Genomic DNA, 21,591 nt, shown 5'->3' with positions numbered 1-21,591 from the left:
GCGCAAACGTTGAAAACCGCGCGCGGCGGGGTGCCGGGCGCGGTCCGAGAGGCGGCGGAACGGGGGCTGCCCCGTCAGCCGATCTGCTGCATGATGGAGATCAGCTTCTTCGCGTAATTCGGGTCGGTCGCGTAGCCGGCCTTCTGCATCCCGTGCGCGAAACCCTCGACGCTGCGGCTCGCGCTCAGCACGCCCGCGTAGCGCGGGTTGTTCTTCAGAAGGTTCGCATAGTCGGTCATCGCATGCTCGTACGAATCGTACGCGCGGAACTTCGCGACGACGCGCCGCGGCGTGCCGTTCACGTACTCCGTCGTCAGCGCCGACACCGTGCGGCCCGTCCAGCCCTTGTTCGCCTTGATGCCGAATACGTTGTAGCTCGTCGAGCCGTCGCTCGCGCGGATCTCGCGCTTGCCCCAGCCCGATTCGAGCGCGGCCTGGCCGACGATGAAGCGCGCCGGAATGCCGGTGCTCGCGCTCGCCGCCTGCGCCGGCGCGGCGAGCCGGTCGACGAACGCGTCGGCGTCCTGCACGCCGCTCGCGCCCTTCAGCGGCGGCGTGAGCGCGCTGCCGGCCGAGTAGCCGCGCGCGCCGGCGAGGCCGCCGTTGTTCGCCGCGTTCGCATACGCCCGCGCCATCGCATTCATCGCGGCGAGGCTGCCTTCGTTGCCCGACGTGCCGGCGCCGGCCGCGCCCAAGCCAGCCGCGCCGAGCCCAGCGGCGCCGGCGTCGGCCGCCGTGCCGCTGCCCTGCCCCGCGTTGCGCATCAGCTGCTTCATCAGCGCGTCGGCGACGCCGATCCCGCGCTTCGACATCTGCTGCGCGAGCTGCTGGTCGAGCATCGACGTGTACATCTTCGACGTGTGCGAATCGAGCAGCCCGCCGTCGGGCGTCGCGTCGCGCATGCTCTTGAGCATCATCTGCGTGAACATCGCGTCGAACTGGCCCGCGACCGCCTTCGCGCCGGCCTGCGGCGACTGCCTCGCCTGCGCGCGCAGCGCATCGAAGCCCTGCACGTCGAGTGCAAAGCGCTGGGTGAGATCGTTCGCGTCGGGAAGGTTGGCTGCCATTTAGATCACCTCCAGGTCGGCGCGCAGCGCGCCCGCCGCCTTCATCGCCTGCAGGATCGACATCAGGTCCGCCGGCGTCGCGCCGAGCGTGTTCAGCGCCTTCACGACGTCGGCGAGGTTCGCGCCGGCCGTCACCATCTTGAGTGCCCCGTTGTCCTGCTTCAACTGGATCTGCGACTGCTGCGCGACCACCGTCTGCCCGTTCGAGAACGGCCCGGGCTGCGACACCACCGGCTGCGTGTTGACGACCACCGACAGGTTGCCGTGCGCGACCGCGCAGCTTTGCAGCGTCACCATCTGGTTCATCACGATCGAGCCGGTGCGCGCGTTCAGGATGACCTTCGCGGCGGCCTTGTCCGGGCTCACGTCGAGGTTCTGCAGGCGCGCCATGAACGCGACCTGCTGCGCGGAATCGGCCGGCGCGGCGAGCTGGATCGTGCGGCCGTCGAGCGCCGTCGCGGTGCCCGGGCCGAAGCTCGAATTGACCGCGGACACGATCCGCTGCGCGGTGCCGTAGTCCATGTCGTTCAGTTGCAGCTGCAGCACGCCGTTCATCTGCGCGATCGCGTTCGGCACCGCGCGCTCGACGATCGCACCGCCGACGATCCGGCCGGCCGCGAGCTGGTTCACCTGGACGCGGCTGCCGTTCGCACTCGCGCCCGCGCCGCCGACCGCCATGTTGCCCTGCGCGAGCGCGTACACCTGCCCGTCCGCGCCTTTGAGCGGCGTGAGCAGCAGCGTGCCGCCGCGCAGGCTCTTCGCGTTGCCGAGCGACGACACGGTCACGTCGAGCGCCTCGCCCGGCCGCGCGAACGGCGGCAGCGTGGCGGTCACCATCACGGCCGCGACGTTCTTCAGCTGCATGTTGCTCAGCGACGACGGGCCACCGTTGGCCGACCCGTTGTTGATCGAGATGCCGAGGTTCGCGAGCATGTTCGCGAGCGTCTGCGTCGTGAACGGCGTCTGCATCGTCTGGTCGCCCGTGCCGTCGAGGCCGACGACGAGGCCATAGCCGATCAGCGGGTTGTCGCGCACGCCCTGGATCTGCGCGAGATCCTTCAGGCGTTCCGCGTGCGCGCCCGGCGCGCCGAACGCGCATGCGGCCAGCACGAGCGCGGCGGCGATCCGCGCGACGGTCTGCGCGCGGGACGACAGTCGATGGAAAAGAGGCTGCGGCATCGTCATCACCACGGTGCGATGTTGAGGAAGAAGCGCTGCAGCCAGCCCATCGTCTCGGCTTCGTTGATATAGCCCTTCGACGAGTATTCGATCTTCGCGTCGGCGACCTGCGTCGAGTAGACCGAGTTCGCGCCCGAGATCGTGTTCGGGTTGACGACCCCCGAGAAGCGCACGAACTCGTTGCCCTGATTGATCAGCATCTGCTTCTCGCCGCTGACGACGAGGTTGCCGTTCGGCAGCACGTTGGTGACGGTCACGGTGATCGTGCCGTTGAACGTGTTCGCAGCACTCGCGCCGCCCGTCGCCGCGAACTTGTTGGCGCCGGCCGCCGACATGTTCGCCTTCGCGAACAGCCCGCCGAGGAAGCCGGCCGTCGGCACGCTGAAGTCGGTGTTGCCCTGCCGGTTGGTGTTCGCCCCCGACGACTTGGTCGCGTTGATGTTCTCCGCGATCATGATCGTCAGGATGTCGCCGATGTTGCGCGGCCGCTGGTCTTCGAACAGCGGCCGGCCCGCGTAGCCCGGGTTGTAGATCGAGCCGGGCGCCTGCATCGACATCGGCATCGGCGGCTGTGCCGTCATCGGCTGCTGGATGATCGGATCGCGCGGAATCTGCGCGCAGCCGGCGAGCGCGGCCACCGCGAGCGCGCACACGGCGCGCACGGGGGCTGACGGGAGGAGGCGAACCTGCTTCATGGCGACGACTGGACTTTCCGGTTAGCTCTTCATCTGCGTGACGGTCTGCAGCATCTGGTCGGACGTCGTCACGGCCTTGCTGTTGATCTCGTACGCACGCTGCGTCTGAATCATGTTGACGAGCTCCTGCACGACGTTCACGTTCGACGCCTCGACGTAGCCCTGGTTGAGCACGCCGGCGCCGTTCAGGCCCGGTTGCGCCACGTTCGGCGCGCCCGACGACGTGGTTTCGGCGAACAGGTTCTCGCCCTTCGCCTCGAGGCCGGCCGGGTTGATGAAGGTCGCGATCTGCAGCGAGCCGATCTGCACCGCGTTGCTCGAGCCCGGCTGCGTGACCGACACGACGCCGTCCTTGCCGATCGTCAGCGACTGCGCGTTCTGCGGCACGGTGATCGCCGGCAGGATCTGGTAGCCGCTCGACGTGACGAGCTGGCCCTGCGCGTTGGTCTGGAACGAGCCGTCGCGCGTGTACGCATTCGTGCCGTCCGGCATCAGCACCTGGAAGAAGCCCGCGCCGTTGATCGCGACGTCCTTCGAGTTGCCGGTCTGCGTGAGGCCGCCCTGCGTGTACAGGCGCTCGGTCGCGACCTGCTGCACGCCGGTGCCGAGCTGCAGGCCCGACGGCAGTTCGGTCTGCTGCGTCGAGTTCGCGCCCGGCTGGCGGATGGTCTGGTACAGCAGATCCTCGAACACCGCGCGCGACGCCTTGAAGCCGTTCGTGCTGGTGTTCGCGAGGTTGTTCGAGATCACGTCCATCTGCGCCTGCTGCGCATTCATGCCGGTGGCGGCAATGTAGAGCGAACGGTTCATGTTGAATCTTCTCCTGGTAGCGAGGGCCGTGCCGCTCAGCTGAAGTTGAGCAGCTGGTTCGCCGACTGCTCGTTCTGGTCGGCCGTCTGGATCAGCTTCGACTGCAGCTGGAACGCCCGTGCGTTGTCGATCATCGCGACCATCGCGGTCACCGGATTCACGTTGCTGCCTTCGAGCGAATTCGGCGTGACGACCACGCTCGGGTCGCTGTCGGCCGGATTGCCGTCGGCGGTGCGGAACAGCCCGTCGTTGCCGCGCGCGAGCGTGGCCGGATCGGGGTTCACGAGCTTCATCTGGTCGACGATCGCGACCGCCGTCGGCGGGTCGCCCGGCATCAGCGCGGACACCGTGCCGTCCTTGCCGATCGTCACTTCCGCGTTCGGCGGCACCGAGATCGGGCCGCCGTTGCCGATCACCGGCAGGTTGCTCGCGTTGACGAGCTGGCCGTTTTCATCGACGTGCAGGTTGCCGGCGCGCGTGTACGCCTCGCTGCCGTCGGCCGTCTGCACCGCCAGCCAGCCGGCGCCCTGCACGGCGACGTCGAGCGGGTTGCCGGTGCGCGTGATCGGACCCGGCGCGTAGTCCGCGCCGGGCGTCGACGCGAGCACGTAGGTGCGCGTCGTCGTCGGGTCGCTCGTGCTGCCGTCGCCGAAATTCATCGGCACCGCGCGGTAGGTCGCGAGCTGCGCGCGAAAACCCGTCGTCGACGCGTTCGCGAGGTTGTTCGCGACGATCGCCTGCTGGTCGAGCGACTGCGACGCGCCCGTCATCGCCGTGTAGATCAGTCGGTCCATGGCTGCCGGTTATCCGCGCGTTACAGGTTGATGAGCGTCTGGTCGACGGTCTGCTGCGTCTTGATCGTCTGCGCGTTCGCCTGGTAGTTGCGCTGCGCGGTGATCAGGTTGACGAGCTGCGACGTCAGGTCGACGTTCGAGTTCTCGAGCGCGCTGCCCTGCAGCGTGCCGTGGTTCGTGCTGCCCGGCGCCGATATCTGCGGCACGCCCGACGCGGCCGTTTCCGCGTACTGGTTGCCGCCGAGGTTGACGAGGCCGTTCGGGTTGTTGAAGTTCGCGATGGCGATCTGCCCGAGCACCGCCGTCTGGCCGTTCGAGTAGTTGCCGGTCAGCTTGCCGTCCGCGCCGATCGAGAAGGTCGTCAGCGTGCCGCTCGCGTAGCCGTTCTGCGCGAGGTTGTTCACGCCGTCCTTGCCGCCGAATTGCGTCGTGCCGGTCAGGTCGAGCGTGAGCGGCTGCGGCGTGGTCGAGCCGTCGGTGGTCGGCACGGTGAACTGGAACTGGCCGACCGACGCGGTCGGCACGGCCGGCGTGCCCGTCGTCGTGCTCTTGATCGCGCCCGACGAATCGAACGTGACCGTGCCGAGGTCGGTCGTGGCGCCGCCCTGCACGCCCGCATACGCTTCCCACGTGCCCGCCGCCGACTTCACGAAGTACATGTTGACCGCCTGCGAGCCGCCGAGCGAGTCGTACACCTGCACCGACGTCGAATAGTTGTACGTCGAGGTGTCGGTCGCGTCGAACGGCGTCTTGGTCGGCACCTTGTCCTGCGAGTTCAGGTTGAACTGGCCGGTGATCTTGGTCGTGGCGGTCGGCGAGATGTTGGTCGTCGGCGCCTGCAGCGGCACGGTCTGCGCGGTGTTCACCACGCCGTTCTTGTCGGCCAGGTAGCCCATCAGGTTCAGGCCCTGCGCGTTGACGATGTAGCCGTTCTTGTCGCGCTGGAACGTGCCGTCGCGCGAATACGTCGTCACGCCGTTGTTCGACATCTGGAAGAAGCCGTTGCCGTTGATCGCGACGTCGAGCGACGAGTTCGTCGTGTTGATCGTGCCCTGGCCGAACTGCTGCTGCACCGACGAGAGCGCCGTGCCGATGCCGATCTGCGTGTTGACCGACGTCGCGATCGAGTTCGCGTACATGTCGGAGAACTGCGCGGTGCTCGACTTGAAGCCGACCGTGTTCGCGTTCGCGATGTTGTTGCCGATCACGTCGAGCGCGTTCGATGCGCCGGCGAGGCCGCTCAGACCCTGTTGATAACCCATTTCGGTCTCCGTTTTCGAGAAAGCTGGATCAGTTGGTGGTGGTGGCGTCGGAGGTCGACGACGATGCGGTGTTCGGGAAGATCGACGCGACCTGGGTGAGCCCCACGGTCGTGCCGTTCGACAGCACGAGCCCCGCCGTGCCGTCCGCCTGCTTGATCACGCTCTGTACCTGCGCGGCCGCGAGCACGGTCGGCGCATACGTCTTGCCGTCGCTGCCCGTGTACTGCGCGCTCACGGTGTACTTGCCGTCCGGCAGCGCGTTGCCCGCTGCATCGGTCGGCGTCCAGTTGAACGGCACCGTGCCGGCCGACTGCTTGCCCGCGTTGATCGTGTTGACGACGGCTCCCGAGCTGTTCTTCACGGTGATCGTCAAGTTCGACACGTCGTTCGCGAGCGACACGCCGAACGGCGACGCCGCGCCACCCTTCACCGCGACGCCGTTGCCCGGCGCGAGCACGTTCGTGCCGATCAGGAGCGCGGCCTGCGTCTGCTGGCCGGCCGCGAGCTGGCTCGACAGCGACGTGAGCGACGTGTTCAGCTGCGCGATGCCGCTCACCGTGTTGATCTGCGCGAGCTGCGAGGTCATCTGCGAACTGTCGACGGGGCTCGTCGGATCCTGGTTCTGCAACTGCGTGACGAGCAGCTTCAGGAACGTCGCCTGCAGGTCGCTCGCCGACGTGCCGGTCGTCGACACGTTGCTGGTGTTCATCGTGTCGGTCGGCAGGTTCGACACGTTGGTGCCGTTGCCGCCGATCGTCGTGCTGGTGGATGTCATCCTGAATGGCCTTGTGTCGGAACTGTCGGGTCTGGGGTCTCGATGTGTCGGTATCGCTGCGCGGCTTACGAGCCGATCGTCAGCGTCTTGAGCATCAGCGTCTTCGCGGTGTTCAGCGTCTCGACGTTGGCCTGGTACGAGCGCGACGCCGAGATCATGTTCACCATCTCCTGCACCGGATCGACGTTCGGCATCTGCACGTAGCCGTTCGCGTCGGCGGACGGGTTCGCCGGGTCGTAGGTCGACTTCATCGGCGACGGATCGTCCATCACCTTCGTCACGCGCACGCCGCCCACGCCCTGGCCGGACGCGGTGCGCGCGCCGCCCATCGGGTCGGTCGCGAACACGACCTGCTTGGCCTTGTACGGCTTGCCGTCGGGGCCGGTCGCGCTGTCGGCGTTCGCGAGGTTCGACGCGGTGACGTTCAGGCGCTGCGATTGCGCGGACAGCGCCGAACCGGCGACGCCGAAGATGTTCATCAACGAGGGCATGAGGGCTCCTTGTTCGGGTACGGAAGCGGCGCGCGCTTACGAGTTCGTCGAGATCGCGGCGATCATCGCCTTGATCTGCTGGGTCATCACGGTCATCCCGGTTTCGTAGTGCAGCGCGTTGTTCGCGAACTGCACGCGCTCGACGTCGAGATCGACCGTGTTGCCGTCGAGCGACGGCTGCAGCGGCATCCGGTACTGCGAGCGACCGTAGTCGTCGGCCGGGCCGCCCGTCGGAATCAGCTTCGCGGCGCCGGCCATGTGGCCCGGCGCCGTCGACACCATCGTCATCCCGCTCGCCACGCCGGCCGGCTGCGCCATCGGCAGCTGCGCGGCGTTGCTCGGCGCGAGGCCGCCGTGGGTCTGCTTCAGCGAGCGCGCGAGGGTCGACGCGAAATCGACGTCGCGGGCCTGGTAGCCCGGCGTGTCGGCGTTCGCGATGTTCGACGACAGCAGTTCCTGCCGATAGGCGCGCACGTCGAGCGCCTGGCGCCCGAACGCGAATTCGGCATCGAGTTTGTCCAGCATGTGTGCGTCTCTCCGTATGAAGCGCTGCACGCCCGTTGCGCCGGATGGCGACCCAAGGGGCTTTTTTCCATGACAGCGATGGTAGGCGTCGCGCGCAACCGGCAATCGGGCGAATAACGCGGCAAAGGCCCCCTCTATTCATCGTTTGCGCGACGGCCCCGCTGCCTAGAATGCGAATCGGATCAACGGTTTCGAGGACACGGCGATGACAGGCAGCGCACTTCGCGGGAACGACGGACGCCGGACGCGCGTGCCGCGTGCGTTCGCGCTCGCCGCGGCGCTGTGGCTCGCGGTGCCGGCGGCGCATGCGGACGACGGGATGATCGTGATCCCCGGACGCGGCGAGACGGCCGAGACGGCGCTCGCGCATGCGAATGCGGCGAGCGGCGGGCAGTTTGGGGGGAATGCGGGGATGGCGTCGGGCGCGGCGATGGGTGCGGCGTCGGGAACGGTGCCGGGAGCGGGAACGGCGTCTGGCGCGGGCATAGCGCCGGGAGCGGGCATGGCGATGGCGACCGGTGCGGGCGGCACTGCCGCGGCTGCCTACGCGGCGCAGCCGGCCGGCTCGATGGTCGTGACGAGCGTTCCTCCGCCGGCTGCCGTGCCGGCGCCCGCACCGCGGCCCGTCTACGCGGCCGCACGCATGAACACCGCCGCACGCATGAACACCGGTTACGGCGCGCCGCGCGCCGCCGATCCGGGCGCCGTCGCGACCGTCGTCGCCGGTACGGCCGAATCCGCGTCGAATCCCGCATCGAATCCGGCGCGAGCGGCGATTGCCCCGCGCGTCGCGGCAGCGCGCCCCCTCCCGGCCGCACCGGCCCCGCGCGCGCCGACGGCGTCAACCACCGCGGCCCAGGCTTCCGCCGCGCCCCAGCCGGCGACGCCGCCCGGCCAGCAGGACCCCGACGCGATCCGGCGCACGGCCCTCGCGTTCCTCCAGCAGCAGATCGCCGGCCTGCCGGGCAAGACCACCGCGACCGTCGCGACGGCGTTTCCGCGCGGGCTCGCCGCGTGCACGACGCTCGAGCCGTTCCTGCCGACCGGCGCGCGCCTGTGGGGCCGCACGACGGTCGGCGTGCGCTGCGCGGGCGAACGGCCGTGGACCGTCTACCTGCAGGCGAAGGTCGCCGTGCAGGCCACCTATTACGTCGCCGCGCGGCAGATCGCGCCCGGCGAGCCGCTCACCGCAGCCGACCTCGTCGCGCGCGACGGCGACCTGACGGTGCTGCCGCTCGCGGTGATCACCGATCCCGCGCAGGCGGTCGGCGCGACCGCGCTGGCCCGGATCTCGGCCGGGCTGCCGCTGCGCCAGGACATGCTGAAGAGCGCCGCGTCGGTGTCGGCCGGCCAGACGGTGCGGGTCGTCGCGGCCGGGCCCGGCTTCACGATCTCGGCCGAGGGCAGCGCGCTAGCGAACGCGGCGCCGGGCCAGTCGATACGGGTCAGGATGGCCGCGGGGCAAATCGTGACGGCGATCGTCAAGGACGCCGGGACCGTGGAAATTCCGCTGTAGGGGCGGATCCCGCCGCAAGATTGCAAAGAATTGTTTATTCGGAGCCTGTCGGGCTCACGATGCTAAAGTTCGGGCCGACCCGGCCGTTATCTGGGTCATACCGTACAGGAAACCCATCGTGAAGATCGATTCCACTCCGAAACCGAGCCCCCTCGCGTCGACCGGCAACGGCGCGACCCGCGCGCAATCCGGCGCGGCTTCGTCGTCCGCGCAGGCGGCCGACGCAGGATCGACCGGCGGCGACACGACCGTGAACCTGTCGGGTCTGTCGGGCCAGCTGCGTTCGCAGTCGGCCTCGGGCAGCGCCGACATCGACACGGCCCTCGTCCAGTCGATCAAGGATGCGCTGAACGACGGCACGCTGACGATCGACGTGAACAAGATCGCCGACGGCGTATTGAATACCGCCCGCGACCTGCTGCAACAGCAGCGCTCGCAGGGCAACTGAGCCGGCCAGGGGCCCGTCACGCCCTGACCGGTCCCCTGGTTTGCCGGCATGCGCCACCGCGTGCCGGCGCGACGAGCATGACGCGATGAGAGAAGAGCTGCTGGCCACGGTCAACGACGAACACGCGACGGTCGAAGCGTTCGCGTCCCTGCTCGCCTACGAGGAAAAGGCGCTCACGACGCCGGAGCCGCTCGACATGCTGCCCGGCATCGTCGAGAAGAAGAGCGTGCTGATCGACCGGCTCGCGCAGCTCGAGCGCACGCGCGACACGCAGCTGTCCGCGCTCGGCTTTCCGGCCGGCAAGAAAGGCATGGACCAGGCCGCCGAGCGCGATGCACGCCTCGCCGGCCGCTGGCAACTGCTGCTGCAGGCCGCCGAACGTGCGCGCCAGGCCAATGCGACCAACGGGATGCTGATCCGGATCCGGATGGACTACAACGAGCGCGCGCTCGCGGTGCTGCGCTCGGCCCCCGCGCCGGCCGGCGTCTACGGGCCCGACGGGCGCGTGTCGGCGTTGATGCGCTGAAGCAGCGACGTACCGATCACGCCGACACTCTGATGTACTGATCAGGTCGACGCTCCGACGTACCGATCATGCCGGCGCTCCGACGCGCCGGCAGCGCGCCCTCCCCGCCTTACAGCAACGGACACGCAGTGACCTGCGTGCCGCGTTCCACGCAAAGCCGTTCGTAGTCGCGCAGGTACGTGCGCTCGTCCTCGTCCAGCAGCTCGACGTCGATCAGATCCCAGTCGTAGCCGACGGTGACGATGTTCTCGAACGAGACGGTGTCCGATGCGTCGTCGTCCGCGCGCACGATCACGATGTTCTCGATCCGCACGCCGCCCTTGCCCGGCACGTAGATGCCCGGCTCGACCGAAATCACCGCATTCGGCACCAGCCCGTACTTCGCGCCCGGCGCGAATCGCACGCCGCCCTCGTGGACGTGGATCCCGACGCCATGCCCGGTGCCGTGGCCGAAATCGTAGCCGTGGTCGCGGCACACCTGCCGTACCGCCGCATCGACGTCGCCGCCCGTGGCCGTCTTCGGGAAATGCGTGACGAGCCCCTTGATGCAGGCCTTCAGCGCGACCGTATAGATCTCGCGCTGCCACGGCTGCGCGACCGTTTCCGGCCGCGTGCGGCGCAGCACCACCCGCGTGCAGTCCGTCGCGAAACCGGCGTCGTAATACGCGCCGCTGTCGAGCAGCACGAGTTCGCCTTCCGTCAACTCGACCTCGGCGCTCGCCGTCGTGTAATGCGCGAACGCGCTGTTCGCGCCGTTCGCCGCGATCGACGGGAACGTCAGCGCGACCGCCGAGCGGGCGCCGTACGCGTCGTTGATCGTGCGGGCCAGATCGTATTCCGTATGGCGCCGCCCCGGCTCGCCGGCCTTCGCCCAGCGCATCGTTTCGGCGATCGCCGCCGAACTGCGCGCGAACGCGTCGCGGAAGCGGTCGAGCACCGCCGGCGTCTTGCTCGCCCGCATCGCCTCGACCGGGTTGAAATCGGCGTGGCGCGCCTGCGGCCACACGCGACGCACCGATTCGACCAGCGCGCAGTTGACCGATTCGAAGCCGTAGCACACGTGGTCGACCGCGCATGACGCGAGGAAGCGCTCGAGTTCGGCGAAGTCGCGCCGGATCACGCGCAGCGCCGGATACGACGTCAGCTCGACCGGGCACCGGTCGCAGCCTTCCGGCAGGAACAGCACGACCTGCGCGCCGACCGCGAACAGGAAGCCCAGGTGCGACGACACGTTCGGGATGTGATAGCCGCGGCTGTTCAGCAGGTACGCGAGATCGTCCGACGCACACGTGAAGAACGCGGTCTTGCCGGGCGCCGCGCCGGTGTGCTCGGCGAGCCGGCGGTTCAGCGCGTCGAGGTTCTGCGCGACGCTCGCGCCGGTCATCGTGTCCGGCAGCTCGAAGATCGGCCGCTCGACCACCCAGCCCGGCAGCGCGATTGCGCGGTCGATCTCGCGCTCGACGAGACTCGTCCAGTCGAGCGACGCGGGCTGCGTCTGCTCGATCAGCCGGTCGCGCTGCGCGACGCTGATCCGCAGCGCGTCGTAGCCGACCCGCGCAAGCCGGCTCGCGTGCACGACGAGCCAGTCGCCCAGCGCCTGCCAGATCGTCACGTTCATCCCGAGCTTCTCGATCCGCACGTGGGCCGGGTCGCACTGCCGTTCGGCCTGCAGGTGATAGCGGCCGTCGACGAACAGCACGAACGGCGGCACGCCGAGCGCCTGCGCGGTCGCCGCGCTCAGGAAGATCCCGCAGCCGGCCGAGCCGTCGAAGCCCGACAGCGCGTAGCGCGGGTTGTTGCTGCGCGGCAGATATTCGGTGATGTATTCGTCCTGCGACGTGACGACCACGGCGTCGAGCCGCAGCGCGTCGAGCACGCGCGACAGGCCGCGCTGCGTATCGGCGACGCACGCGTCATACGGAGGAAGGCCGGAGAAGCTGTATTTCAGTCGATCGATCATCGGATACCCGCTAATGATTGTGGTCGGCAGCCGGCGGTGTCACGCGGCCTCGCGCACGCGTGACGCGGCGCGCCGCCCGGGCGCGGACGACGCAAGGCCCCGCGGGCAGCCGGGCCGCGGCGCCGCAGCGCCGTTTCCGGCGGCCGGTCTCGAGAAAAATTTTTGTCCCACTTAACTTTGTTTGATGCGTCGACAGAATCTAGAGCACGCTCAAATTGAGGTCAAGCCAAAATTTTCGTAGGGCTAAAATTACCGGCACGGCGCGAGGGTGGCCCGGCCAGGCGCGGTGGCGCCGTGCGGGCGCCACCGCGCGGTACAATGCGCCGGCATCGCCGTCCCGACGGCCGTGCGTCGTGCGCTTCGCGGAACGCAACGTCCCGGCGGCTGCACCGCCCTTCCGCTCGCCTCCCGACTCGTTGTCACGAAAGAGATTCATGGATTCAGACCTCATGCGTATCGGCCAGCGCATCCGGCGGCTGCGCCGGGAAGCGAAGAAGACGCTGCTGGAAGTCGCGACCGAGGCGAACCTGTCGATCGGATTCCTGTCGCAGGTCGAGCGCAATCTCACCGGGATCTCGCTGTCGTCGCTCGTCAACGTCGCGACGGCGCTGAACGTGCCGCTCGGCACGCTGATCGAGCAGCCGCGCCAGGCGCAGCCCGACTCGCGCGCGGGCCGCCGCGAACCGTACGCGGTCGATGCCACGTCGCAATGGTACGAGCGGCTGTCGACCACCTTCGACGGCAGCCAGATCCACGCGCTCAAGGTCCGGATGATGGAGGGCTACCGTTCGGAATGGGTCGCGCACGGCGGCGACGAGTTCGTGTACGTGCTGACCGGCCGCGTCTGCTACACGATCGGCAAGAAGGATTACCCGCTGTCGCCCGGCGACTCGCTGCACTTCGACGCGCGCAAGCGCCATCGCGTCGCGAATGTCGGGGACGGGCCGGCCGAACTGATCGCGGTCGGCACGCTGCCGCTCTTCGACGACAGTTGCGCCGAATTCGGATCCGCGACAATGGAAATCAGGCCGCCCGCGCGCGATGCCGGCCCGACGCCGGGCGAGCCGCGCGTGAGCCGCCGCGAACCGGCGCAGAAACGCGAACAAGAGCACGCCGCGAACGCGGCCGCGCCTGCCGACCTGCCGGCCCGCGTGGCGGCCAAGTCGGCGGCCAAGCCCGCTGCCGGCAAGCCGCGCGCGACCACGGGCAAACGCCCGGCCGCCGCCACCCCGGCCCGCCGCGCCACCACCCGCACGAAGCAATGACGGCGGGCGGCCGGACGACGCCCCGCGCCACCCGTTTCTCCCGCGCTATTCGCCGATCGCCAGCGCCTGCTTGACGGCCTCGACCCGTGCGCGATGCACGGCGTCCTTGATCTGCGTCACATCGTCGCCGACACCGCGCGCGATCGCGCCCGCGTCGACGCTGCGCGCCGCCACCAGCGCCACGCGCAGCCGCTCGGCCTGCGGATACGGCTGCGTGTCGAGCCCGAGCCGGCCGCGGGCATCCGATTCGCACGCCTGCAGCATCTCCGCGAAGCGCGCCGGCTTGCGCAACGCGTCGCTGCGCTCGAAGAACCGCACCAGCGCGGCCGCGCCCATTTCCATCACGCGATGCAGGTTGCCGTGCTCGCGCGCGACCACCAGCGCCAGATCGCGGCATTCGTTCGGCACGCGCAGCCGCTCGCACAACGGCTTGATGAGCTCGACGCTGCGGCCTTCGTGGCCGACATGGCGCGGCAGCACGTCGGCAGGCGTCGTCGCCTTGCCGAGATCGTGCGTGAGCGCCGCGAAGCGCACCGGCAGCGAGTAGCCCTGCTTCGCCGCGTAGTCGACGACCATCATCACGTGCACGCCCGTGTCGACTTCCGGGTGGTAGTCGGCGCGCTGCGGCACGCCCCACAGCGCGTCGACCTCGGGCAGGACGCGCGCGAGCGCGCCGCATTCGCGCAGCACCGCGAACATCCGCGACGGCTTCGCCTCCATCAGCCCGCGCGCGATTTCCTGCCACACGCGTTCGGCCACCAGCGCGTCCGCTTCGCCGGCGTCGACCATGCGGCGCATCAGCGCGAGCGTGTCGTCCGCGACCGTGAAATCCGCGAAGCGCGCGGCAAAACGCGCGAGCCGCAGGATCCGCACCGGATCCTCGACGAACGCGTCGCCCACGTGCCGGAACACGCGTGCACGCAGGTCGGCCTGTCCGTCGAACGGATCGATCACCGGCCCGACCAGCGCGCCCTCCGGGCTCACTTCGCGCGCCATCGCGTTGATCGTCAGGTCGCGCCGCGCGAGATCCTCGTCGAGCGTCACGTCCGGCGCGAAGTAGAACTGGAAGCCGTGATAGCCGGCCGCCGTCTTGCGCTCGGTGCGCGCGAGCGCGTATTCCTCCTGCGTGTCCGGATGCAGGAACACCGGGAAATCCTTGCCGACCGGCCGGAAGCCCTGGGCGACCATCTGCTCGGGCGTCGCGCCCACCACCACGTAGTCGCGGTCCTGCACCGGCACGCCGAGCAGTTCGTCGCGGATCGCTCCGCCTACTGCGTAGATGTTCATGGGTTCGGTTCGTATTCGGCAATCACGTTGGTTTCGCGGCGCGCGGCGTCGATCCAGCGCTGCACCGCCGGCAGCGCGGTCACGCGCGCGGCATACCCGGCCGCTTCCGGCGACAGCGCCGGCGCATACGTATTGAAGCGCATCACGACCGGCGCATACATCGCATCCGCGATCCCGAATTCACCGAACAGGAACGGCCCGCCCGATGCCTCGATGCACGCGCTCCACAGCGCGTCGATACGCGCGACGTCGGCCAGCGCATCGGGCGTCGCGCCGCGTCCCGGCATCGACGCGCGCACGTTCATCCCCATCTGCGTGCGCAGCGCGGGGAAGCCCGAGTGCATCTCGGCCGAGATGCAGCGCGCGTGGACGCGCTCCAGCGGATCGGCCGGCCACATCGGGAATTGCGGATAGCGCTCGGCGAGCGTCTCGGCGATTGCGAGCGAATCCCAGATCGCGGTGCCGTGATCGTCGATCAGGCACGGCACCTTGCCGGTCGGCGAATACTCGCGGATACGCGCGGCCGTGTCGTCACGGCGCAGCTCGATCGCGATCTCGTCGAACGGGATCCCGAAATGCGCGAGCAGCAGCCACGGCCGCATCGACCACGACGAGTAATTCTTGTCTCCAATGACGAGTTTCATGGCGGTGTTCCGAAAGGCGCGAAAATGAATGACGGAAAGCGGTTGCCCGCGACGCCTAGCGGCGCGAGCGAAACCAGTCGAAGCGGGAGCGCTGCGCGCCGTCGCCGAGATACGCGGGCGCGATGCTCTCGAGACTCGCGGGCGACAGCCCGAGTTCCGGCGCGAGCGGCCCTGACAGCACATTGGGCACCGACATCGACGCGAGATTGTCGCGCGTGATCATCGGCTCGCCGGGCAGGCATTCGAACACGCGCGCCTGCAGCTGCGCAAGCGCGTCGGGCAGCCGCAGGATGCGTGCCTGCCGGCCGACCAGCGTGCCGCAATAGCGCACCAGCTGCTCGAGCGTATAGACGGTCGGACCGCCGAGCTCGTAGGTTTTGCCGTGCGCGGCCGTGAGATCGAGCGTGTTGACGAACGCGGTTACGACGTCACCGACGAACACCGGCTGGAAGCGCGCGTCGGGCATCGCGAGCGGCAGCACCGGCAGCGTACGCTGCAGGTTCGCGAATGTGTTGAGGAATGTGTCGCCGGGACCGAACACGACCGACGGGCGGAAGATCGTCAGCGCGAGCGAATCGGTCGCCGCGACCGCGTGCAGCGCGGCCTCGCCGTCGCCTTTCGAGCGCTGGTACATGCTCGCGCCGTGCGAGTCGGCGCCGAGCGCGCTCATGTGCAGCACGCGCCGCACGCCGACTTCGACGCATGCGGCGGCCAGCGCGGCCGGCAGCGCGACGTGCGCGCGCTCGAAGCCGGGCCCGTATGGCGTGCCGCGGCCGTCGTGCAGCACGCCGACGAGATTGATGGCCGCGTGCGCGCCGGCGACGAACCGGGCCAGCGTGCGCGTGTCGAGCGCGTCGAGCTCGACGATCTCGACCGGCAGCATCTGCAGGTGGCGAGCATGGTCGCGCCGCCGCGTGCCGATCCTCACGTGCTTGCCGGCGTCGATCAGCGCATTGACGAGCCGGCTGCCGATGAAGCCGGTGCCGCCCAGCAGCGCGACGGTCTGGCGATCCATGGTCGAGTCCTCCAACGGGCGGTTCACGCTGATGACGGGCTTGCGAACGAGCCGTGCCGGCTGTCCGCAGCGGGGCTTCCTTCGGGCGCATGCAAGAAGCGGGGCGCGCCGTCCGGCCGAGCCTGACAAGCGACGCGCGACGCCGCAGTGCGGCCGGCCACGCTTGCGCCCCTGACCAGGAGAATCATAGACGGGGCTGGCCCGTCATGAGCGTGGACAGCCCCTCGAGCATACTGCCGCGTGTCGCGCGGCAGTATGAAGATTGCGGATCAGGGCGAGATCATGCCCAGGCGTTTCTTCAACGACTGCGGTTTGCCCTCGAAGAGCGCCGCGTAGTAGACGGTGTTCGACAGCACGTTCTTCACGTAGTCGCGCGTCTCGTTGAACGGAATCGTCTCCGCGAAAATCGCGCCTTCGACCGGCTGCGTCAGCACCTGGCGCCACTGGCGCGGCCGGCCCGGGCCCGCGTTGTAGCCGGCGGTGGCCAGCACCGGCGAGCTGTCGAAGTTGTTGTAGATGTCCGCCAGATACCAGGTGCCGAGCTGGATGTTGGTGTTGATGTCGTGCATCTGCGCACGCGTGATCGTGCCCATCCCGAGCTTCTTCGCGACGAGCTGCGCGGTGGCCGGCATCAGCTGCATCAGCCCGCCCGCGCCGACCGAAGAACGCGCGTTCGTGATGAAGCGCGACTCCTGGCGGATCAGCCCGTACGCCCATTCGATGTCGAGGCCCGACGACTGCGCGTAGCGCTCGACGATGTCGCGGTACGGCGACGGGTAGCGCAGCGTGAAGTCGTGCTCGGCTTTCGTGCGGTCGGCCGTGTTGACCGTGCGGTCGAGCAGGTCGACGCGCTTGCCGTATTCGGCGGCCGCGAGCAGTTGGCGATCGGTCATCCCGCGCAGCGGCCAGTTCCATTCGCGGTTGCCTTCGAGGCGCAGGTTCAGCCCATAGAAGCGCTGCGCGAGCGCGAAGCCCGGGATCTTGCTCATCGCGCCGATGTCGGCGTCGCTCACCTTCGTGCGCGGCGGAACGCTCGTCCGCTGGCCGAGCTCTTCGCCGGCGAGCTGCCCGTAGAAGTTGTACTGGCCCGCGACCTGCTCGAATTCCTGGTTCGCCTGCAGCGTGTCGCCGCTCTGCTTGAGCGCGCGCGCATGCCAGTAGATCCAGGCCGGATCCTCGCGCAGCGACGGCGGCATCTGCTCGATCGACCAGCGCACCATCGGCCAGTTGCCGGCGAGCAGCGCGGCGCGCGTGCGCCATTCGTAGCCGGGGTTCGACAGCTGCGCGTTCGCGGATTTCGCATACCAGACCGACGCGAGCGGCGAGCGCTTGATCGCGCCCTGGTAGCCGATCGCGCCCCACGCGATCGCCTGCTCCGGCTTAGTGAGCGAGCCGGCGACGGACGTCAGCATCCCCGCCGCCGCGTCCGGATCGTTGCGCGCCATGCGGCCGAGCGCGATCAGCGCGAGCTGGTGCGACGCCGCGTCGGGGCCGACGCCGCGCGCGAGGTACAGCGGCGGCGCGCTGGTCGCCTGGTCGAAGTCGACCGGGCGCGGGCCGAGCGCGTCGACGATCTTGCCGCCGAGCGTCGTGTAGTTCTGCTCGTACGCGAGGCGCGCCTGCTGCCACACGTCGTCGCTCGTGAACTGCTGGTTGACCGTCAGCGCCGTAATCAGGTCGACACAGGCGTCGCCGTAGTATTTCGGCTCGACGAGCAGCGCACGTGCCGCGTCGGCGACGTTCTCGCCGCGCGCCGCGCGCGATTCGAGCGCGTAGCACTTGACCTGCGTGTCGTCGTCGAGCACGAAGCGCTTGTACTGGTCGTCGAAGCTGCGCCAGTCGTGGCGCGCGCCGAGCACGAGCAGGTAGTCGTTGCGCATGCGGTCGGCGATCGCCTGTCCGTCGTAGCGCTGCAGGAACGACTGCACGGGTGCGTCGGGCGCATCGACACGTGCGCGGCCCGTCGAATCGAACAGCTGCGGCTTGATCTGGAAATACTCGACGTAGGACGGGACCGGATAGTTCGGGATCATCGACGCGAGCTGCGCGGCCTTCGCGGCGTCGTTGCGGCGTGCGGCTTCGCGAAGCTGCACGAAGATCTGGTCATCCCCGGCGAGCGTGTCGTCGCCCGGTGCGGCGCACGCGGCCGTGCCCGCGACGAGCGCGGCGGCGGAAAGCGTGAGCGCGACCGCGCGATATACTCGGAAAAGGCTGTTCGACATCGTTTTGAATGGAGCACGAATTGAGCGAAAGCATAGCATGCAACCCTGTGCCGAACCCGAAGGTTGCACTGCGTAAAACGCTGGCCGGCGCGCGTCGCGACGCCGCGTCGCAGCCCGCCGCGAACGCCGCGCTCGACGCGCGGCTGCGCGCGTTGCTCGAGCGCCTCGCGCCGCGCACGGTCGGCTTCTACTGGCCGCTGCCGGGCGAATTCGACGCGCGCGACGCGGTGCTCGCGTGGTCCGCGGCCGGCACCGGCCGCCGTGCCGCGCTGCCGGTGATCGGCGAGCGTCACACGCCGCTCGCGTTCCATGCGTGGGATGCGCACACGCCGATGCGCGAAGGGCATCACCGGATTCCGGAGCCGGCGTCGGGGGTCGTCGTCGTGCCCGACCTGTTGCTGATTCCGTGTGTGGGATTCGATCTGGAGCGCTACCGGCTCGGCTATGGCGGCGGCTACTACGACCGCACGCTCGCGGTGTGGCCGGGCGACACGCTGCCGGTGACGGTCGGCATCGCCTATGAAGCGTGCCGCGTCGATGCGCTGCCGGCCGAGGCGCACGATCTCGCGATGCGCTGGATCGTCACCGACGCCGCGCTTTACCCGGCCGCCGGATGACGCGGCGCGCGACACCGCGCCAGCCGCATGCCGCGCGTCACCGCGTTCCCCGTCCCGTTCGCAATCGTTTACAGCGAGGTTTACAGCGAGGCCGCCGCCCGCGCGGCCGTATCGTAGAGGCCCGATGCGTGGCGCAGCAGCTGCGCCGCGTCGCCGATCTGCGCGTTGGTGAGGCCGCTGTCCTTCAGCGTCTCGATCAGGCAATGTTCGCGCACCTCGCGATACTTCAGGCACAGCTCGCGGCCCGCGTCGGTCGCGAAGAAGAACACCTCCTTGCCGCTCTTCTCGCTCTTCACATAGCCGCGCGCGATCAGTTTTTTCAGCGCATAGGTCGCGACGTGCGTATCCTCGATATTGAGCACGAAGCAGATGTCGGCGAGCTTTTTCTTGCGTTCGCGATGGCTCACGTGATGCAGCAGCGACACCTCGACCGCCGTCATGTCCTTCGCGCCCGCGGCCGACATGCAGCGCACCATCCATCGGTTGAATGCGTTGCCGGCCATGATCAGGCCGTATTCGAGCTCCGACAGCTCGGCGCTCGACTCGGAAACGAGGTGTTCGGATGACACGATCTTGGTCGCAGGACGCTTCATGGAAAGGCGGCGCAAGCCGGATGACAGGGTGTGCCGAGTGTACGACAGAAGCCCCGGCATACGAGCTAGGCGAAAACGCTTATTGGGAAGTTGTCGATATTTTATCGACAATGTGCGCTAACATTGCCGTCCGAACCGTGCCAGTCCGATGACGCAACCCCGCATTTATCCGCTCGGCGATGCCGCCCTCGTCTGCGAGGTGCCGCCGCCCGCCACGCTCGATTGCCAGCGCCGCGTCTGGGCCGTCGCCGAGGTCGCGCGCGCGTGGCCCGACGTGATCGACGTCGTGCCGGGCATGAACAATCTGACGATCGTGTTCGACGCGCTCGCCGCGACGGCCGAGTCGCTCACGCCGGCGCTGCGCGACGCGTGGGAAACCGCCGACGTCGAGCACGCGGAGGGCCGCGAAGTCGAGATTCCCGTTGAATACGGCGGCACCGCCGGCCCCGACCTGCCGGCTGTCGCCGCGCATACGGGGCTGTCGGCCGACGAAGTCGTCGCGCGCCACGCGGCCGGCGCATACGTCGTGTTCTTCGTCGGCTTCCAGCCGGGCTTCGCGTATCTCGGCGGCCTCGATGCGTCGCTGCACACGCCACGGCGCGCGGCGCCGCGCCTCGAAGTGCCGGCCGGCTCGGTCGGCATCGGCGGTGCGCAGACGGGCATCTATCCGGCCACGTCGCCCGGCGGCTGGCAACTGATCGGCCGCACGTCGCACGTGCTGTTCGATCCCACGCGGGCGCAGCCGACGCTGCTGCTGCCCGGCGACCGCGTACGCTTCACCATTGCCGGAGTCGACGCGACATGAGCCAGAACACCGCACCGGGCACGATCGAGGTCGTCCGCGCCGGCCCGCTGTCGACCGTGCAGGATCTCGGCCGCCGCGGCACGCGCCATCTCGGCGTCGCGCAGGGCGGCGCGCTCGACGGCCTCGCGCTCGAGGTCGGCAACCGGCTGGTCGGCAATCGCCCCGACGCGGCGGCCGTCGAAATCACGATCGGCCCGGCCGCGTTCCGCTTCACGCGCGCGACGCGCATCGCGATCACCGGCACCGAATTCGGCGCGACGCTCGACGGCAAGCCCGTGTATTCATGGTGGAGCCTGCCGGTCGAGGCCGGGCAGACGCTCGTGCTGCCGGCCGCGAAGCGCGGGATGCGCGGCTACCTGTGCATCGCGGGCGGCGTCGACGTGCTGCCGATGCTCGGCTCGCGCAGCACCGATCTCGCGTCGCGCTTCGGCGGCCTCGGCGGCCGCGCGCTGCGCGACGGCGATCGGCTCCCGGTCGGCGTGCCGCCGGCCGGCGCCGGCTGCCTCGCGGCCGATGCGCCCGAATTCGGCGTGAAGGCGCCCACGTGGTGCGCGTTCGTGCGCGTCGACGAACCCCCGCGCCGCCACCACCGTCCCGCGCACGCGCCGTGGGCGATGCCCGTGCGCGTGCTGCCGGGCCCCGACTACGCGTCGTTCGCGGCCGATTCGCAGCAGGCGTTCTGGGACGAGGAATGGCTCGTCACCGCGAACAGCAACCGAATGGGCTACCGCCTCGCCGGCGCCGAGCTGGTGCGCGAGCGGCCGGTCGAGCTGCTGTCGCACGCGGTGCTGCCCGGCACGATCCAGGTGCCGCCGAACGGCCAGCCGATCGTGCTGATGCACGATGCGCAGACCACCGGCGGCTATCCGAAGATCGGCACGGTGATCCACGCGGATCTCTGGAAACTCGCGCAGGCGCGCCTGAACCTGCCGATCCGCTTCGTGCGCACGACACGCGAGGCCGCGCGCACCGCCCTGACCGCGGAACGTGCGTATCTGCGGCAGATCGACGTCGCGATCGAGATGCGCGAGGAAACGCGCCGCCGCGAGCAATCGCGCGCGGCGTGACAATGTCGTAAGCAACAAGGAGGACGCG

General features: G+C 69.2%; 22 protein-coding genes. 7 read left to right on the top strand and 15 right to left on the bottom strand.

Annotated features, from left to right (window positions below; all coding sequences use genetic code 11):
• Positions 1–74 precede the first annotated feature (74 nt).
• The 9 genes from flgJ to flgB form a co-directional block, all read right to left on the bottom strand.
• Positions 75–1,067, bottom strand: a complete 993-nt coding sequence (gene flgJ, locus SB771_RS24510; RefSeq protein WP_175662031.1) for a flagellar assembly peptidoglycan hydrolase FlgJ — start codon at positions 1,065–1,067, stop codon at positions 75–77.
• Entirely contained in the window at positions 1,068–2,246 is a 1,179-nt protein-coding gene (locus tag SB771_RS24505) for a flagellar basal body P-ring protein FlgI (RefSeq protein WP_244096806.1), read from the bottom strand. It lies immediately after the preceding gene.
• Between the two features lie 5 nt (positions 2,247–2,251).
• Complete coding sequence (gene flgH / locus SB771_RS24500) at positions 2,252–2,941, bottom strand: flagellar basal body L-ring protein FlgH (protein ID WP_105831957.1); 690 nt, start codon at positions 2,939–2,941, stop codon at positions 2,252–2,254.
• Positions 2,942–2,962: 21 nt separating this feature from the next.
• The gene (gene flgG, locus SB771_RS24495; protein ID WP_006755141.1) at positions 2,963–3,751 is read right to left on the bottom strand and encodes a flagellar basal-body rod protein FlgG; all 789 of its coding nucleotides are present in this window, start codon (positions 3,749–3,751) and stop codon (positions 2,963–2,965) included.
• A 35-nt stretch (positions 3,752–3,786) separates the two neighbouring features.
• On the bottom strand, positions 3,787–4,545 hold the full coding sequence (gene flgF, locus SB771_RS24490) for a flagellar basal-body rod protein FlgF (protein WP_006755140.1): 759 nt from the start codon (positions 4,543–4,545) through the stop codon (positions 3,787–3,789).
• 20 nt (positions 4,546–4,565) lie between these two features.
• Entirely contained in the window at positions 4,566–5,807 is a 1,242-nt protein-coding gene (flgE, locus tag SB771_RS24485; protein WP_126228677.1) for a flagellar hook protein FlgE, read from the bottom strand.
• A 28-nt stretch (positions 5,808–5,835) separates the two neighbouring features.
• Positions 5,836–6,582 (bottom strand): flagellar hook assembly protein FlgD, encoded by a 747-nt coding sequence (locus SB771_RS24480; RefSeq protein WP_011658142.1) that lies wholly within the window; start codon positions 6,580–6,582, stop codon positions 5,836–5,838.
• Positions 6,583–6,647: 65 nt separating this feature from the next.
• A complete protein-coding gene (gene flgC, locus SB771_RS24475; RefSeq protein ID WP_006755137.1) occupies positions 6,648–7,073 on the bottom strand; it encodes a flagellar basal body rod protein FlgC in 426 nt (141 codons plus the stop codon).
• Between the two features lie 36 nt (positions 7,074–7,109).
• On the bottom strand, positions 7,110–7,598 hold the full coding sequence (gene flgB / locus SB771_RS24470; protein WP_006755136.1) for a flagellar basal body rod protein FlgB: 489 nt from the start codon (positions 7,596–7,598) through the stop codon (positions 7,110–7,112).
• 205 nt (positions 7,599–7,803) lie between these two features.
• On the opposite strand from flgB, the gene flgA reads away from it, so the two are divergent.
• From flgA to SB771_RS24455, 3 genes are all read left to right on the top strand, one after another.
• On the top strand, positions 7,804–9,114 hold the full coding sequence (gene flgA / locus SB771_RS24465; RefSeq protein WP_175662030.1) for a flagellar basal body P-ring formation chaperone FlgA: 1,311 nt from the start codon (positions 7,804–7,806) through the stop codon (positions 9,112–9,114).
• A gap of 118 nt (positions 9,115–9,232) precedes the next feature.
• Positions 9,233–9,562 (top strand): flagellar biosynthesis anti-sigma factor FlgM, encoded by a 330-nt coding sequence (gene flgM, locus SB771_RS24460; protein WP_175662029.1) that lies wholly within the window; start codon positions 9,233–9,235, stop codon positions 9,560–9,562.
• A gap of 85 nt (positions 9,563–9,647) precedes the next feature.
• The gene (locus tag SB771_RS24455) at positions 9,648–10,088 is read left to right on the top strand and encodes a flagella synthesis protein FlgN (RefSeq protein WP_006755733.1); all 441 of its coding nucleotides are present in this window, start codon (positions 9,648–9,650) and stop codon (positions 10,086–10,088) included.
• Positions 10,089–10,197: 109 nt separating this feature from the next.
• Here the strand turns inward: SB771_RS24455 and SB771_RS24450 are convergent, their stop codons facing one another.
• Entirely contained in the window at positions 10,198–12,048 is a 1,851-nt protein-coding gene (locus SB771_RS24450) for a M24 family metallopeptidase (protein WP_175662028.1), read from the bottom strand.
• A gap of 434 nt (positions 12,049–12,482) precedes the next feature.
• Between SB771_RS24450 and SB771_RS24445 the strand changes: the two genes are divergently transcribed.
• On the top strand, positions 12,483–13,313 hold the full coding sequence (locus tag SB771_RS24445; RefSeq protein ID WP_175662027.1) for a helix-turn-helix domain-containing protein: 831 nt from the start codon (positions 12,483–12,485) through the stop codon (positions 13,311–13,313).
• Positions 13,314–13,358: 45 nt separating this feature from the next.
• On the opposite strand, the gene SB771_RS24440 is transcribed toward SB771_RS24445, so the two are convergent.
• The 4 genes from SB771_RS24440 to SB771_RS24425 all read right to left on the bottom strand — a co-directional run bounded on the left by SB771_RS24440 (position 13,359) and on the right by SB771_RS24425 (position 18,481).
• Positions 13,359–14,600: a multifunctional CCA addition/repair protein gene (locus SB771_RS24440; protein ID WP_175662026.1), complete on the bottom strand. Its 1,242-nt coding sequence runs from the start codon at positions 14,598–14,600 to the stop codon at positions 13,359–13,361.
• Positions 14,597–15,244 carry a glutathione S-transferase family protein gene (locus SB771_RS24435; RefSeq protein WP_175662025.1) on the bottom strand — a complete coding sequence of 216 codons (648 nt, stop codon included), beginning with the start codon at positions 15,242–15,244 and terminating at the stop codon, positions 14,597–14,599. Before SB771_RS24435 ends, SB771_RS24440 begins: the two co-directional genes overlap by 4 nt.
• 55 nt (positions 15,245–15,299) lie before the next feature.
• On the bottom strand, positions 15,300–16,259 hold the full coding sequence (locus tag SB771_RS24430; protein WP_175662024.1) for a complex I NDUFA9 subunit family protein: 960 nt from the start codon (positions 16,257–16,259) through the stop codon (positions 15,300–15,302).
• Positions 16,260–16,528: 269 nt separating this feature from the next.
• Positions 16,529–18,481: a lytic transglycosylase domain-containing protein gene (locus SB771_RS24425; RefSeq protein WP_175662023.1), complete on the bottom strand. Its 1,953-nt coding sequence runs from the start codon at positions 18,479–18,481 to the stop codon at positions 16,529–16,531.
• Between the two features lie 8 nt (positions 18,482–18,489).
• On the opposite strand from SB771_RS24425, the gene SB771_RS24420 reads away from it, so the two are divergent.
• Positions 18,490–19,098, top strand: a complete 609-nt coding sequence (locus tag SB771_RS24420; protein ID WP_105831967.1) for a 5-formyltetrahydrofolate cyclo-ligase — start codon at positions 18,490–18,492, stop codon at positions 19,096–19,098.
• A gap of 80 nt (positions 19,099–19,178) precedes the next feature.
• On the opposite strand, the gene SB771_RS24415 is transcribed toward SB771_RS24420, so the two are convergent.
• On the bottom strand, positions 19,179–19,691 hold the full coding sequence (locus SB771_RS24415; protein ID WP_006751934.1) for a winged helix DNA-binding protein: 513 nt from the start codon (positions 19,689–19,691) through the stop codon (positions 19,179–19,181).
• A 148-nt stretch (positions 19,692–19,839) separates the two neighbouring features.
• On the opposite strand from SB771_RS24415, the gene pxpB reads away from it, so the two are divergent.
• A complete protein-coding gene (gene pxpB, locus SB771_RS24410; RefSeq protein WP_175662022.1) occupies positions 19,840–20,496 on the top strand; it encodes a 5-oxoprolinase subunit PxpB in 657 nt (218 codons plus the stop codon).
• Positions 20,493–21,563 carry a biotin-dependent carboxyltransferase family protein gene (locus SB771_RS24405; protein WP_175662021.1) on the top strand — a complete coding sequence of 357 codons (1,071 nt, stop codon included), beginning with the start codon at positions 20,493–20,495 and terminating at the stop codon, positions 21,561–21,563. Before pxpB ends, SB771_RS24405 begins: the two co-directional genes overlap by 4 nt.
• Positions 21,564–21,591: the final 28 nt, after the last annotated feature.

Source organism: Burkholderia sp. SIMBA_051 (assembly GCF_046534915.1).
GTDB classification, from domain to species: domain Bacteria; phylum Pseudomonadota; class Gammaproteobacteria; order Burkholderiales; family Burkholderiaceae; genus Burkholderia; species Burkholderia ambifaria.
The sequence above is the reverse complement of the archived record's forward strand: the minus strand, read 5'-3'. Positions and strand labels throughout refer to the sequence as shown.